The organism is Pseudomonas sp. HLT2-19-2, from assembly GCF_054898005.1.
The window spans coordinates 4,705,677-4,719,720 of record NZ_CM142712.1 but is presented as its reverse complement, the minus strand read 5'-3'; the positions used below and the strand labels follow the sequence as shown (position 1 = coordinate 4,719,720).

14 protein-coding genes and 2 pseudogenes are annotated in these 14,044 nt (G+C 59.4%); 5 read left to right on the top strand and 11 right to left on the bottom strand.

The genetic code is table 11. From position 1 onward, the window contains the following. Positions 1 to 5 precede the first annotated feature (5 nt). The 3 genes and pseudogenes from ACYZTU_RS21980 to ACYZTU_RS21970 all read right to left on the bottom strand — a co-directional run. Positions 6 to 224, bottom strand: a complete 219-nt coding sequence (locus ACYZTU_RS21980) for a cysteine-rich CWC family protein (protein WP_461965489.1) — start codon at positions 222 to 224, stop codon at positions 6 to 8. Between the two features lie 41 nt (positions 225 to 265). Next, positions 266 to 802, bottom strand: a pseudogene (locus ACYZTU_RS21975) (GGDEF domain-containing protein); the annotation flags it as partial. Continuing rightward, positions 800 to 1,069: pseudogene (locus ACYZTU_RS21970) on the bottom strand (allophanate hydrolase-related protein); the annotation flags it as partial. The pseudogenes ACYZTU_RS21970 and ACYZTU_RS21975, both read right to left, overlap by 3 nt. 186 nt (positions 1,070 to 1,255) lie before the next feature. Between ACYZTU_RS21970 and ACYZTU_RS21965 the strand changes: the two are divergent. After that, positions 1,256 to 1,741, top strand: coding sequence for a hypothetical protein (locus ACYZTU_RS21965; protein WP_461965487.1), 486 nt, complete (start codon positions 1,256 to 1,258; stop codon positions 1,739 to 1,741). A gap of 67 nt (positions 1,742 to 1,808) precedes the next feature. Here the strand turns inward: ACYZTU_RS21965 and ACYZTU_RS21960 are convergent, their stop codons facing one another. After that, on the bottom strand, positions 1,809 to 2,921 hold the full coding sequence (locus ACYZTU_RS21960) for an enoyl-CoA hydratase/isomerase family protein (RefSeq protein WP_461965485.1): 1,113 nt from the start codon (positions 2,919 to 2,921) through the stop codon (positions 1,809 to 1,811). 132 nt (positions 2,922 to 3,053) lie between these two features. On the opposite strand from ACYZTU_RS21960, the gene ung reads away from it, so the two are divergent. Further along, positions 3,054 to 3,749, top strand: a complete 696-nt coding sequence (gene ung / locus ACYZTU_RS21955) for a uracil-DNA glycosylase (protein ID WP_461965483.1) — start codon at positions 3,054 to 3,056, stop codon at positions 3,747 to 3,749. Positions 3,750 to 3,914: 165 nt separating this feature from the next. Continuing rightward, positions 3,915 to 4,358, top strand: a complete 444-nt coding sequence (locus tag ACYZTU_RS21950) for a hypothetical protein (RefSeq protein WP_461965481.1) — start codon at positions 3,915 to 3,917, stop codon at positions 4,356 to 4,358. A gap of 78 nt (positions 4,359 to 4,436) precedes the next feature. On the opposite strand, the gene ACYZTU_RS21945 is transcribed toward ACYZTU_RS21950, so the two are convergent. From ACYZTU_RS21945 to ACYZTU_RS21925, 5 genes are read right to left on the bottom strand one after another with little or no spacing between them, the layout of a single operon-like run. After that, a complete protein-coding gene (locus ACYZTU_RS21945) occupies positions 4,437 to 5,474 on the bottom strand; it encodes an AbrB family transcriptional regulator (protein ID WP_461965479.1) in 1,038 nt (345 codons plus the stop codon). Further along, a complete protein-coding gene (locus ACYZTU_RS21940; protein ID WP_461965477.1) occupies positions 5,467 to 6,981 on the bottom strand; it encodes a tripartite tricarboxylate transporter permease in 1,515 nt (504 codons plus the stop codon). The genes ACYZTU_RS21945 and ACYZTU_RS21940 overlap by 8 nt, the downstream gene beginning before the upstream one ends. 1 nt (position 6,982) lies before the next feature. Further along, entirely contained in the window at positions 6,983 to 7,441 is a 459-nt protein-coding gene (locus tag ACYZTU_RS21935) for a tripartite tricarboxylate transporter TctB family protein (protein ID WP_461965475.1), read from the bottom strand. A 59-nt stretch (positions 7,442 to 7,500) separates the two neighbouring features. Beyond that, positions 7,501 to 8,478, bottom strand: a complete 978-nt coding sequence (locus ACYZTU_RS21930) for a Bug family tripartite tricarboxylate transporter substrate binding protein (RefSeq protein ID WP_461965473.1) — start codon at positions 8,476 to 8,478, stop codon at positions 7,501 to 7,503. 39 nt (positions 8,479 to 8,517) lie between these two features. Then, on the bottom strand, positions 8,518 to 9,810 hold the full coding sequence (locus tag ACYZTU_RS21925) for an OprD family porin (RefSeq protein WP_461965471.1): 1,293 nt from the start codon (positions 9,808 to 9,810) through the stop codon (positions 8,518 to 8,520). A gap of 221 nt (positions 9,811 to 10,031) precedes the next feature. Here ACYZTU_RS21925 and ACYZTU_RS21920 point away from each other — a divergent pair, with 221 nt between their 5' ends. Both ACYZTU_RS21920 and ACYZTU_RS21915 read left to right on the top strand, forming a co-directional pair. Next, entirely contained in the window at positions 10,032 to 10,703 is a 672-nt protein-coding gene (locus tag ACYZTU_RS21920; protein ID WP_449642541.1) for a response regulator, read from the top strand. Next, the gene (locus tag ACYZTU_RS21915; RefSeq protein ID WP_461965469.1) at positions 10,696 to 12,081 is read left to right on the top strand and encodes a sensor histidine kinase; all 1,386 of its coding nucleotides are present in this window, start codon (positions 10,696 to 10,698) and stop codon (positions 12,079 to 12,081) included. The genes ACYZTU_RS21920 and ACYZTU_RS21915 overlap by 8 nt, the downstream gene beginning before the upstream one ends. Before the next feature lie 39 nt (positions 12,082 to 12,120). Here ACYZTU_RS21915 and ACYZTU_RS21910 read toward each other — a convergent pair whose 3' ends face one another. After that, a complete protein-coding gene (locus tag ACYZTU_RS21910) occupies positions 12,121 to 12,942 on the bottom strand; it encodes an HDOD domain-containing protein (RefSeq protein ID WP_282377222.1) in 822 nt (273 codons plus the stop codon). Between the two features lie 34 nt (positions 12,943 to 12,976). Continuing rightward, complete coding sequence (ygfZ, locus tag ACYZTU_RS21905) at positions 12,977 to 13,918, bottom strand: CAF17-like 4Fe-4S cluster assembly/insertion protein YgfZ (protein WP_461965467.1); 942 nt, start codon at positions 13,916 to 13,918, stop codon at positions 12,977 to 12,979. Positions 13,919 to 14,044 lie beyond the last annotated feature (126 nt).

The window sequence follows — 14,044 nt, the reverse complement described above, 5'->3', positions numbered from 1 at the left end:
GCATCTTACGTGATCGGCCAGGCGGAAGCTTGCAACTGCGCCTCGACCTGAGCGCAGCCGGGGCACAAACAGGATATGTCGCGCAGGCCGGCCGGCAGCGCTTCGAGCACTGCCGGGTCGATGCTGACGCCGTAGCACCAGCAGGCTCGATCGGCGGTTCGCGGGTCGGCCAGCGTACAGTCGTTGGAGGCGCCGCACGCCGGGCAGAGGTCAGGCTTGCTCATTTAGGGTTATGCATAATGGAGTGTGGCATTTCCACGCAGGTTCGGCAGACAATGTCGGAGTGTCGCAGACAGCTCTCCAGATCTCGAGCGAAACCAATCAGCACCTGATCGCCGGCAAGGTGGCCGTAGGTGTCGTTCAAGGCCTTGACGTGGTCCAGATCCAGCAGCAAAGCAGTCAGTGGTTTGGGCTCGCGCTGGGCTTTGTGCATGGCTTGCGCCGCCAGCAAGTCGACGCCGCGATGGTTCGGCAACTCGGTCAGGCTGTCGAGGATAGCCTGGGCCTGGATCTTGCCCTGATAGCGCTTGATCACCCGGTTGAGCAGGATCAGCACAATCAGCGTGACGATCAGGCAGATCAACAGGTTGAGGTACAGCGACTGGCGGATTTCACTGAGGGCGCCGTCTTCGCGTTTGTCGACGAACAAGTACCAGTTCAGCTCTGGAATCAAACGCACATTGAGGAAATGTCCCTGGCCCCGGACGGAATATTCGTAGCCGCCGCTGTGAGGTTTGGGCAGTTGGCTGACCATGCCCTTCATGCTGTCGAGCTCGCCGAGGCTCTGCCCGATCCGCGCGCCGGCCAAGGCATACAGTTGATTGTTCGGTGAGCTGAACGTTGTCTCGACTAACCGAGCCCCGCGCCGCTTCAACTGCCAGTTCAGCGCGAGCCCGTCCAGATGCGCGCCACACACCACCCATCGCGCCCGGTCATTACGCGCGGCAGCTGTCGGTGCGGGCGCGGCCGAACCTTGCTGGCGTTGCAAGGCATCCGCCACGCTCAACAAATATTGATCGGTTAATGCCCGGCCAAACAGCGTTACGCCCCAAGGCAAAGCATTACCCATTGGTTCGCAGTTGCTCCGTAATGGAGCGCAATTTGATTAAAAACCTTTATCGGCGAGTTGTTTCAACTTGTTGCGAGAGCGCACCAGATTTCTAATTCGATGTCTGATCCTTTGACAGTCACCGAATAATTGACTGCCGCCTACCAGCGTCGCTGGTGTGGCTCACTCGCGGTCCAGGAGGCCGCCATGCTCCGTCGAAAAAAGCTCCGCCCAATTCTTCTGATAGCTGTATTGGGATTGTCTCTTGGTGCGTGCGTGCCCTATTCCGATGGAGGAGCCACTTACTACCGTTCCGAGGTTTACACGTCCCCAGCGCCGTATTACTCCGGTGGCGGGTCTTATTACTCCAATGACGGTTATTACACGGCGCCGCGCAGGTATTACTCACCGCCTGCCCGGTATTACCAGCCAACACCGCGGTATTACCACCAGCCGCGGATTTATCAACCGGCTCCGCGCTACTACCAGCCGGCGCCACGAGCCGACTACAGGGCCCATCAGCATCGCGGTTGGGATGGTCATGGCCGTGGCGGTTGGGAGGGTCATAATCGTGGCGGTTGGGACAGTCGTAACCGTGGCGGTGGGTACAAGGACTACCGCGGCGGACGCAACAATCACGGCGGATGGGGCGACCACAACGGTCGCGGCGATGGCCGAGGCAGCCACCGCTAACTGTCCACAAAAGTCCTCCACAAAAAAAAGCGGCGCATGAAGCGCCGCTTTTTTTTGTGCCCGATTTTCAATACACCGATAGATCGGCCAGCGGATGCCGACCTTCCCAGGCCTTTTGGAAATGGGCTTGCACCACCGCATCCGGTACGTTGTTGATGTCCGGCCAATGCCAGCGAGGTTTCTGGTCCTTGTCGATCAACCGCGCACGCACGCCTTCGCTGAACTCCGGATGACGGCAGCAGTTGAGGCTTAGGGTGTATTCCATCTGAAAGACTTGCGCCAATGACAGGTGTCGGGCGCGAGTAATCTGTTCCCACACCAGATGAGCGGTCAGTGGCGAGCCTTCGCTCATGGTTTTCGCGGCACGGCTGAGGAGCAGATCCGTGTTGTCGCGCAGCTGGCTGATGGCCTTCCAGGCGCAGCGCACGTCACTGACATCCAGCAGCTCATCGATCTGCTGACGTCGTGGCAGCCACTGGGCTTCGGGCATTTGCGCGAGCGCTTCTTGCTGCAACGCCTTGAGCAGACTGTTCAGCTGCATCGGCGTCTGTTCCTGCCAGTTCAATTGCAGCAGGCCTTCGATCAGCTTTTCTTGCTGTTCATCGAGCAGGAAACGGTCGGCAAGGTCCAAATCGATCGCATCGCGACCGTTCATATGGGCGCCGGTCAGACCGAGGAATAATCCGAGCTTGCCGGGCAGGCGCGACAGAAACCAACTGGCCCCGACGTCCGGGTACAAACCGATACTGATCTCCGGCATCGCCAGTCGGCTGCTCGGCGTGACAATCCGGATGCTCGCCCCTTGCAGCAGCCCCATGCCGCCGCCGAGCACATAGCCATGCCCCCAGCAGATCAGCGGTTTAGGGTACGTATGCAAATTGAAGTCCAGGCGATATTCCGCCGCAAAGAAGTGCGCGGCCAACGGCGGCACTTCGCCTGGATGGGTGCGACAGGCTTCCACCAGGCTGCGGACTTCACCGCCGGCGCAAAAGGCCTTGGCGCCCTTGCCGCGCAACACTACGCAGACGATTTGCGGCTCTTTGGCCCAGACGTCCAGTTGATCGCGCAAGGCGTTGATCATTGGCAAGGACAGGGCATTGAGGGACGTTTCGGCATCCAGGCTGGCGATGCCGATGCGTGCGCCGTCGGTGCCGGTGAGTTCTTCGAAGTGCAGATTCATCGTGACCTCGATCGGGAATTTGAGCGTTCAGTATGATCGCTATGCAGGAAAGTGCCGGATCTGCGTCAGATCAATTGACAAGCGTGATGGGCTTTCCTAGGGTTCGCTCCATTGTTTTTGCCGGATGTAACCATGACTGCTGACGACCGTATCAAACTCGAACCGAGCTGGAAGGAAGCACTGCGTGCCGAATTCGACCAGCCCTACATGGCAGAGTTGCGCAACTTCCTGCAAGAAGAGCGCGCGGCAGGCAAGGAAATCTACCCGCCAGGACCGATGATTTTCAATGCGCTCAATTCGACGCCGCTGGATAAGGTCAAAGTCGTCATTCTCGGCCAGGACCCTTACCACGGTCCGGGACAGGCCCACGGCTTGTGCTTCTCGGTGCAACCGGGCGTACCGGCGCCGCCGTCATTGGTGAACATCTATAAAGAGTTGAAACGCGACCTGAATATCGACATTCCGGGCCACGGCTGCCTGCAAAGCTGGGCCGATCAGGGCGTGCTGATGATCAACACCACCATGACCGTGGAACGCGCCAACGCCAATGCACACAAGGACAAGGGCTGGCAGTTTTTCACGGATCGGATCATTGAAGTGGTCAGCCAACAGCAACCGCATCTGGTGTTCATGCTGTGGGGCGCCCATGCCCAGAGCAAGCAGAAACTGATCGACGCCACCAAGCACCTGGTGCTGACCTCAGTGCATCCATCACCGTTGTCCGCTTATCGCGGCTTCCTGGGCTGTGGGCACTTCAGCCGAACCAATAAGTATCTTGAGCAGAATGGCGAGACGCCGATCGAATGGCGGTTGCCGCCCGTTGCTTAAGAGAATCGTCACGAAGAACGTCTGGCGATGCGGGTAACCGTTCATCCGGTAACGCTGCATACCTGTTATTTCTGACAGTAGACGGGATCGATGACGACCTGTCCAATCAATCTCCGGCAGGCATCCAGGCCTTGCCCGGAAATCAAATTGGAACAGGAGTTCAGTATGAAAGAGTTAACTCTCAAGGAAATCAAAGCCTTGCCTAAAGGCACGGGCAACCTTTTTGCGAAAACAAAGCGCTGGGAGACTTCCGATCCGCGAAGCACTATCGACACTCAGGACGTACGTGTCAGCGATAATGGGGACGGCACTTTCGACGTAATAGCTGTGGTTGAAGAGGGTCATTATTTCACGTCAGTGATCTTCGAGATTCCGAAAAGTACCGCAAGCGGAGAACATGATCTCGGGCCTAAGGGGATTGGCGTCCGATACTTTGTTGCTGTAGGTGATGATGAGGAGAACTACAGGGCTATAAGTGGAAAAATTAATCTTGTCGTCGATTCTGCCGGCACTAAGTTTGAAGCCTCGGAGTTTCGCTTTATAGCCAGAATCGGGAGCTCCGGTAATACGGCAGAAGTCCACTTGGGAAGATTCAGCATATCTTCGTAAGAGCTCAAAACGTGCCCCAAGGCAATGCGTTACGTGAATTGGGGCGCATTTTTCCCTTCGCGTAAATCGCCATCTTTACTAGCGTTCCGGCATCCTATTCCAATACTTGAACAACGGCTCTGCCAGAAACAGCACAAACAACAGCCGCATCACCTGCATCGCCGTCACCAGCGGCACCGACAATTGCAGGGTCTCCGCCGTCAGGCTCATCTCCGCAATCCCGCCGGGCATCATGCCTAGCGTCAGGGAGCGCAAATCCAGGTGGGTCAGCGCACTTAACCCCAATGCCGCCAACGTAGCGATCAACATGGTCAACACCGTGCCGATCAAGGTCCGCCCCATGAACGATGGGGCGCGACGGAAAAACTGCCTATTGAAGTGACACCCCAACCCGCTGCCAATCAGCCATTGGCCGATCTGGCTGCCGCCGTTGGGCAAACCGATGTGCAGGTCCCAACCAATGCTCACCGCCGCACTCACCAACAACGGTCCGAACAACCATGGATTGGGTTGACGAAGACGTTCCCAGAGCCACGCCGCCAAGGCCCCCGCCGGGAAGAGAAGAGCGAGCCACCACCCGTTGACGGTGGACGGATGAAAAATCGGTGCGTCGCCGCCTAGCAAATACTTGAACGCCGCCGGCACACACAGCACCACCACCAACACCCGCAGACTTTGCCCCGCCGCAACACGACTGAGCACCGCGCCGTTACGCGCGCCGAGATTGACCATCTCCCCGGAACCGCCCGGCATGCTGGAAAAGAATGCGGTGGCGCGATCTTCACCGGTACGCCGCATCAACCAGACCCCGACCACGGCCGACAGGCTGGTGACCAACGCACCGAAGAAGATCAAACCGAAGTGGCTCAGGACCTGCTCCATCACCACCGGGGTGAAGTGCAGGCCGATGCCGATGCCGACAATCCACTGGCCGCACTTGCGGCCGCCAGGGATTTCCGCCAATTGCCAGGGTGTCAGGCAGCGTACCAGGATGATCGCCAGCAACGAGCCGACCATCCACGGCAGTGGCCAGCCAATCTGGCTGGCCAGGTAACCGCCCAACAGACCGACCAGCGGGGTTCCCCACCAGGCTTTGAAGGGTGTTCGATCAGACATCGGCGATAGCGCGCCGGGCTACCGAACGTTTGCGCCAAATTCGCAGGATCGGCACCAGCAGCATCACGGCGATCAACGCCCAGACACCCATGGTGATCCCGCTCGACCAGAGAATCTCCAGTGAACCGTTGGAGATCGACAAGGCTCGGCGCAGGTTCTGTTCCATCAAACCTCCGAGGATGAAGCCCAGCAGAACCGGCGATAACGGAAAGTCCAGCTTGCGCAGAATGTAGCCGAAGATGCCGATACCAATCATCAGGAACAGGTCGAAGGTGGTGGCATGCACCGCGAAAACGCCGATGGCGGTAATGATCGCGATCATCGGCACCAGCGCCCAGTTCGGCACGGCGAGGATGCGGGTGAAGATGCGGATCATTGGAATGTTGAGGATCACCAACATGATGTTGGCGACAAACAACGAAGCGATCAGGCCCCAGACGATGTCCGGTTGCTGTTGAAACAGCAGTGGGCCAGGGGTGATGTTGTACAGCGACAGGGCGCCGATCATCACCGCCGTCGTTCCCGAACCGGGAACACCCAGCGTCAGCATCGGCACCAGAGCGCCGCAGGCTTCAGCGCCGATGGCGGTTTCCGGAGCGGCGAGACCACGCTTGTCGCCTTGTCCGAATTTTCCACTTGGACCCGCGATACGTTTCTCGGTCATGTAAGCCACTGCGCTGGCCAGTGTTGCACCGGCACCGGGCAACACACCCATGAAGAACCCGAGCACACCGCAACGTATGTTCACCCAGAACACCGAAGCGGCCTCCTTGAAATTGAACATCATGCGCCCAGTGGCTTGGAACGCTTCCTGGCCACGGTGGGTTTTTTCCAGCAGCAAGAGGATTTCACTGATCGAGAACAGACCCAGCACCAGCACCACGAACTGGATGCCATCGGTGAGGTGGATGTTGTCGCCGGTGAAGCGGTAGACACCGCTGTTGGCATCAATGCCGACCGTCGACAGGAACAGGCCGATCAGCGCCGCAATAAACGTCTTGAGCGGTCGATCCCCAGCCATGCCGCCGAGGCAGACAATCGCGAACACCATCAGCACAAAGTATTCCGCCGGACCGAAGGCAATCGCCCATTTCGCCAGAATCGGTGCGAACACCACCATCCCGCAGGTCGCAATGAAGGCACCGATGAACGAACTCCACGCCGATAGCGACAGCGCAACGCCGGCCATCCCTTGACGGGCCATCGGGTAGCCGTCGAGGGTGGTCATAACGGTGGAGGCTTCGCCCGGAATGTTCAGCAGAATCGAACTGATCCGGCCGCCGTACTCGCAACCCAGATAAACCGCGGCCAGCAGGATCAACGCCGATTCCGGCGGCAGGCCGAGGGCGAAGGCGATCGGGATCAGCAATGCCACGCCGTTGATTGGGCCCAGGCCGGGGAGCAGGCCGACGACGGTGCCGATCAGCGTGCCGCTGAGTGCGGTCACCAGGTTGTAAGGGGTCAATGCGACGCCGAAGCCGTGACTCAAATAACCAAGCGTATCCATATCAGTTCTCCAGAACGTCGAGCAGGCCCAGAGGCAGTGGCACGTCCATGACTTTGTCGAACAGCAGGTACAGACCGATACTCATCAGGCTGATGATCACTGCGCTCGGCAACCAGCGTCCGCCGTAGAGGCGCGCCATCGGAATGCCAATCAGCATGCTGCTGAGGATGAAGCCCAGTGGTTCGAACAGCCCGGCGAAGAACAGCAACAACAGCACGCAAAGGCCAATCTTGTTCAGGGTTTCGCGATCCATGGGTGGATCTTCATCGGTGTGTTTGATCGGCGAAGGGCGATACACCATATAAACCAACCCCAGCCCCATCAGCCCCAGCATCAACAGGGGGAAGGCCCGTGGGCCGATCGGCTCGTAGGAAAAAGGCGCCTGATAGGGCCAGGCCATAAGAACCAGGCTGAGACAGGCCAGCAACAGCACCGAAGCGAAAATGCGTTGTAAGAGCATGGGGAACTCCTGTGCCGCGGCCCCGCAGAACGGGGGCCACAGCCGCTAGACAGAGGCGATCACTGAATCAGGCCGAACTCTTTGGCCAGCACTTTGTAGTCCGCAACCTGCTTCTTCACGTAGGTGTCCAGCTCCGGGCCGGTCATGGCGAACGGGAAGAGCTCACGTTGATCGCGCAGCTTGGCGAAATCGTCGGATGCCAGCAGTTTGTCGAAGGCGTCTTTCCACCAGGCGTAGTCTTCGTCGCTGACTTTTGGCCCGAGGTAGAAGCCGCGAACCACTGGCCAGACGATGTCGTAGCCTTGCTCTTTAGCGGTCGGAATATCTTTCATTTCCGGCTCGTCCAGACGCTTCTCGGAGAACACCGCCAGCAAGCGCATGTCCCCGCTCTGGATGTGCGGCATGGAGTCGGAGATGTCGGTGCTGCCCACCTGGATGTGGCCGCCGAGCAGGGCAGTGGCGATTTCACCGCCGCCTTCGAGGGCGACGTAACGCAGGTCGCGCGGGTTGATCCCGGCAGCCTTGGCGATCAGTGCGGTTTGCATCCAGTCCTGGCTGCCGACGGTGCCGCCGGAGCCGATCACCACTTTGCTCGGATCTTTCTTCAACGCCTGAACCAGATCGTCCAACGTCTTGTAAGGCGAATCGCTTTTCACCGCGATGGCGCCATAGCTGGTTCCAACCGCCGCCAGCCAGCGCACGGCGTTTTCATCGAAGCGACCGAACTTGCCTTGGGCCAGGTTCAGCAATGAACCGCTGGACCACGCCACCAGCGTGCCGGCGTCGCCAGGGCGCTGAGCGACCACCGCGTTATACGCCACCGCGCCGACACCGCCGGGCATGTAGGTCACGCGCATAGGTTTGGTCAGCAGCTTTTCGTTGATCAGCGCGCTTTGCGCCAGTTTGCAGGTCAGGTCGAAACCGCCGCCAGGGGATGCCGGGGCGATGCATTCGGGACGTTTGGGCTCGGCCATCAGTTGGCCGGCAAACAGCAAGCAGCTGGCGGCTAGAGCAATTTTACGCAGTGATAAATTCATTTGAGTCTCCACGAGAATTATTGTTATTGGACGTGATGTTTACCAAAGGGCAACGCTATAGCTCACCAGCAAACGCACTTCATCGGCGTCGCGGGCGGAGTAATTGGAGCGGTAAGTGGCATTGCGCAGGCGCACGGCGACGTCCTTGAGCGCACCGCTTTGTACGACATATTTGATCTCGGTGTTGCGTTCCCACTCTTTGCCTTCGTCACCGTTCTTGAGCTTGATGTTGTCGCCGCTCAGGTAACGGCTCATGAAACTCAAGCCGGGGAGGCCTAGTTTGGCGAAGTCATAGTCGTAGCGCGCTTGCCAGGAATGTTCTTCGGCTGCGGCAAAGTCGTTGATCTGTACGAAGTTGACCAGGTACGGGTCGGCGCCATCAACATAGGGGAACGCGCTGTCACCGGACATGTGCTGATAACCGGCGCTGAACTTATGCCCGCTCAAGGCGTAGCTCACCAGACCGCTCAGGGATTTGTTGTCGATCTTGCCGCCACGGGCCGCGCCTTGGTCATCACTGATGGCCAGTCGAAGGTCGGTGCCGAAAGTGCCAGGGCCGAACGGCTGCGAGGCGACGACGCCGAGGAAGTGTTGGTTATAGACTTCATCGAGTTGCGCGAAGTGGTAGCTGCCGGTGATTTTGTCGGTGAACTTGTAGTCCACGCCGCCAAAATCGAAGTGCTTGCCAGCGGCGGTGCCGGCAAAACGGCTGTTCTTGTTGTTGAGGGCAATGTCCTCGAAGTCGGTGCTGTTGCGGTCCTTGGCTTTCTCTAGACGGCCGCCGGTGAAGGTCAGGTTCTTGATCTCTTTGGAGGTCAGCAGGCCGCCTTCAAAGGTCTGCGGCAGGATGCGTCCGTCGTTGGGCTTGAGGATTGGCAGCTCCGGAATCAGGCTGCCGATTTTAAGTTCCGTCGCCGAGATTTTCACTTTGCCGGTCAGGCCCAGTTTGGAGTACTCATCAGCCGCGCGGCCATCATCGTGGGTTGGCAACAGGCCGGTGCCGGTACGGTCGGGACTCGAATCGAGTTTAACTCCGAGCATGCCCAGCGCATCGACACCAAACCCCACGGTGCCGTCGGTATAACCCGATTGCAGATTGAGCATGAAGCCTTGTGCCCACTCGTCACGCTTGGATTGCTGGGCGCTGGTACCGTCGCGAAAATCGCGGTTGAAATACATATTGCGGGTTTCGAGGGTTGCCGTACTGTTTTCGAAAAAAGCAGCCTGGCTCAACGGCGAAAAGCCGGCGAAGGCGGCGGCACTGGCGAGGGCGGTCTGGCTGAGGCGGGGGAAACGAGCAGGCGGGCGAGCCTGAAGCTGCATGGACAGCATCGTGTAGTACTCCGTTTATTGTTCTTATTGGCGAAAACGCTTCGTGGCGTTCTTCGTATCGCGACGGCAGTCGAAACTGTCCGTGGCCTGACTCTAACGGGCTAACCTTTCGCTAACCTTTCAGCTGACATACAGCGTTTTTGCGCTTCACAGCGGCAGATGCGGCTGTAAACTCCGCGCCAAAGAATGGCGTCGACCATCCCTGAATGAGGTAAAGATCCATGCGTGTTCTGCTCGTCGAAGACCATCTGCAGCTCGCCGAAAGTGTCGCCCAGGCGCTCAAGAGCACCGGGCTGACCGTGGATGTGCTGCACGACGGTGTGGCGGCCGACCTGGCGTTGAGCAGCGAGGAGTACGCCATGGCGATCCTCGACGTCGGCCTGCCGCGCATGGATGGTTTCGAAGTGCTGGCGCGCCTGCGGGCGCGGGGCAAGAACCTGCCGGTGTTGATGTTGACCGCCCGCAGCGACGTCAAGGATCGGGTCCACGGCCTGAACCTCGGCGCTGACGATTACCTGGCCAAACCTTTCGAACTGACCGAGCTCGAAGCCCGGGTCAAAGCCTTGCTGCGCCGCAGTGTGCTCGGCGGTGAACGCCAGCAGCGCTGCGGCGTGCTGGTCTATGACCTGGACACTCGGCGCTTCACCCTCGGCGAAGAACTGCTGACCCTGACCTCTCGCGAACAGGCCGTACTCGAAGCCCTGATCGCCCGTCCCGGTCGGGTGATGAGCAAGGAGCAACTGGCTGCGCAAGTGTTCGGCCTGGACGAAGAGGCCAGCCCCGACGCCATCGAGATCTATGTCCATCGCCTGCGCAAAAAGCTGGACGGTCAACCGGTTGTCATCGTGACCTTCCGCGGGCTCGGTTACTTGCTGGAAAGCCGTGATGCATAAGCCCAGCAGTCTGCGCTGGCGGTTGCTGTGGAATCTGGCGCTGTTGCTGGTGGTGTTGATGCTGGCCAGTGGTTTGAGCGCGTACTGGAACGGTCGCGAAGCCGCCGACACCGCCTATGACCGGACCTTGCTGGCGTCGGCGCGGACTATCGCCGCGGGTGTCTCGCAGCGCGACGGCACGCTGAGCGCTGACGTGCCGTATGTGGCCCTCGATACCTTCGCGTACGACAGCGCTGGTCGAATTTTTTACCTGGTCAACGACATCAATCAGAAACTGATCTCCGGTTACGAAAACCTTCCGCCGCCGCCGCCAGGGACGCCGCGCACCGATGACTATCCGGCACTGGCGCGCTTCTATAACGCCCAATATCAGGGACAGAACGTACGCGTAGTGAGCCTGCTTAAACCTGTGAGCGAGCCGAACATGAACGGCATGGCGGAAATCCGTGTTGCCGAGACCGATGAAGCGCGGGTCAGCATGGCTCGCAGTCTGGCAGCGGACACGCTGTTGCGTCTGGGCATGCTGTCGGTCGGCGCGTTGTTGATGGTTTGGTTTGCGGTCAGCGCCGCGCTGCGTCCGCTAGAGCGCTTGCGCACGGCGGTGGAGGAGCGGCAGTCGGACGATCTGCGGCCGTTGCCGCTGGTGGAGGTGCAGCACGAATTGTGGCCGCTGGTGCGCGCGCTCAATCACTTTACCGAGCGCCTGCGTGAGCAGTTCGAGCGTCAGGCGCAGTTCATCGCCGATGCCGCCCATGAATTGCGCACGCCCCTGGCGGCGCTCAAGGCGCGACTTGAACTGGGTCTGCGTTCGAGCGAAGCCAAAACCTGGCGCAGTACGCTGGAATCCGCCGCCCAAGGCACGGACCGCTTGACCCACCTTGCCAATCAATTGCTCTCACTGGCACGGGTCGAAAATGGCGCCCGGGCCATCGCCGAGGGCGGCGCGCAGTTGCTTGACCTCAGTCAGCTGGCTCGCGAACTCGGTATGGCCATGGCACCGCTGGCCCACGCACGCGGTGTGGCGCTGGCGCTGGAAGCGGACGAACCCGTCTGGTTGCGCGGCGAGCCGACGCTGTTGAACGAACTATTGAGCAATCTGGTGGATAACGCGCTGGCCCATACACCGCCCGGTGGCAATGTCATTCTTCGGGTCACGGCACCGGCCGTGTTGGAGGTCGAGGACGACGGCCCGGGGATTCCTCTTGAAGAGCGCGATCGGGTGTTCGAACGCTTTTACCGGCGCAACCAGCAGGTGGCCGGTTCGGGGTTGGGGCTGGCGATTGTCGGCGAGATCTGCCGCGCACACCTGGCGCAGATCAGCCTGCACGATGGCGAGCAGGCGGGGCTGAAAGTGCGGGTGAGTTTTATTGCGGGGTAGTTTTGTGGTGTCTGGACTGACCTCATCGCGGTCTCTCGATCAATAAAACATCGACCGCGACTCTTCCAGATCGCGGCACATCGCCTCGTTTTCCGGATCAATCCCCAGCTTCTTGAACGCCGGCACGCTGAATGCGTCGATACGGGCGAGGGGATGGTCGGTGTCCTTGTGGCAATACAGGCTGGCCACTTGCACCAGATCGACATAATCGACCCGCTCCGACTCTCGCTTGAAGTCCAAATAAAGCCCCGGCACCTGTACCAGCATTTCCGGAAACTCCCAGACCCTGAGCAATTTGTCGCCGATCCACGGATGAATCTGGTCGATCACATGGTTGAGGCTGACCGCGTCAGACAGCAGTTCATAGTGATCTTCGGCGTAAGTCAGGATCGGCAGTACACCGATTTGATGCACCAGTCCGCCAAGGGCTGCCTGATCGGGTTTTAGTTGGGTGTAGCGGCGGCACAGGGCGTAGCTGACTCCGGCGATTTCCAGGCTTTTGCGCCAGACTTCGCGCATTTTCTGTTCCACCACCTCGGAGCGGGCATGGAAAATCTGCTCCATGACCAGACCGATGGCCAGGTTACTGCTGTAATTGACACCCAGTCGAGTGATCGCCGTGTGCAGATCAGTGACTTCCTGAGTCGCGCGCAATAACGGGCTATTGACCACTTTGATCAGGCGCGCCGACAGTGCGGTGTCGCGGCCGATCACTTTGCTCAAAGTGCTGACACTGATTTCCGGGTCTTCTGCGGCCTTGCGAATCTGCAGGGCCACTTCCGGTAACGTTGGCAGAACCAGGTCATCGTTATCGATGGCCTCAACCAAATCCTGTTGGACCTTTTCCGCCAGCTCGCTCATTTCGTTTCTCTAGGTGTTGCGACAAGTGCTGCTGTTAACGCTGGATTTCGCGATCGCGATCCAGTAGGTACGGCAGGTCGAGCAGGTGCAGGGCTGGGCCATCGAGCGCGCCCAGATGGATATCGCCACCGTCTGCTGCTTCGGCTTGCAGCACGGCCAGGAGTTCAATGTTTTTCTCGGCGCGGGCGGCCAGCACCACTTCACCAATAGAACTGCCATGGGTGGGGGAGAACAGTGGTGTGCCCGGTTCAGGTAACTCGATGGCATCCAGTTTCAGGCGATACAAGCGGCGCTTGAGCTTGCCCAGGTACTGCATGCGCGCGACGATTTCCTGGCCGGTGTAGCAACCCTTTTTGAAACTCACGCCGCCGACGGCTTGCAGATTGAGCATCTGCGGGATGAACAGCTCGCGAGTGCTCGGCATGACCTGACCGATCCCTGCGCGGATCTGGCCCAGCAGCCATTGATTCAGATCGCCTTCAGCCAACAGGGCGGACAGCGTGCCCTTGATGAGGTCTGCCTGATCGGCGGCGACCCAGAGTTCGGCACGATCCGGCGAGACGCGAATGGCGATCAGACCTTCATTGCGCACGACGCTATCGGTTTCTGCCGGCAGCTCAAGTCCCAGGCTGATCAGTGCAGCCTCACCATGATCGACGCCGAGGCGGACCCAGGCAGCGCTTTCGTCGGTCAGTTTGGATTTGGAGAACACCGCGTACTTTTTCAGGTCCGCCAGTTGCGGCTCCAGCAACTCGGTGGCCATGGCCATCAGAACGCCGTCACCTTCCAGCAGGATGCGGAAGCTCGACTGCATCCGGCCTTTCTGTGTGCAGCGAGCGCCCAGGCTGGCCTGGGTTTCGCTCAGGTAATCGAGGTTGCAGGTCAATTGGCCTTGCAGGAATTTGCTGGCATCCGCGCCGCGTACTGCGAGAACGCCTTCATGAGACAGGGTGCAGAAAAAAGCAGAATCGGCCATGGGTCATCGCAGGGTAAAGAGTCTGGGGGACATCATAAGGGTGCGCTCTCGAAATGGGTAGTTCACAAAGGATCGTTGGTGGCCGACCAAAGCCGAGTGCCCGACTCCGCCTGGGGCTGTATACTT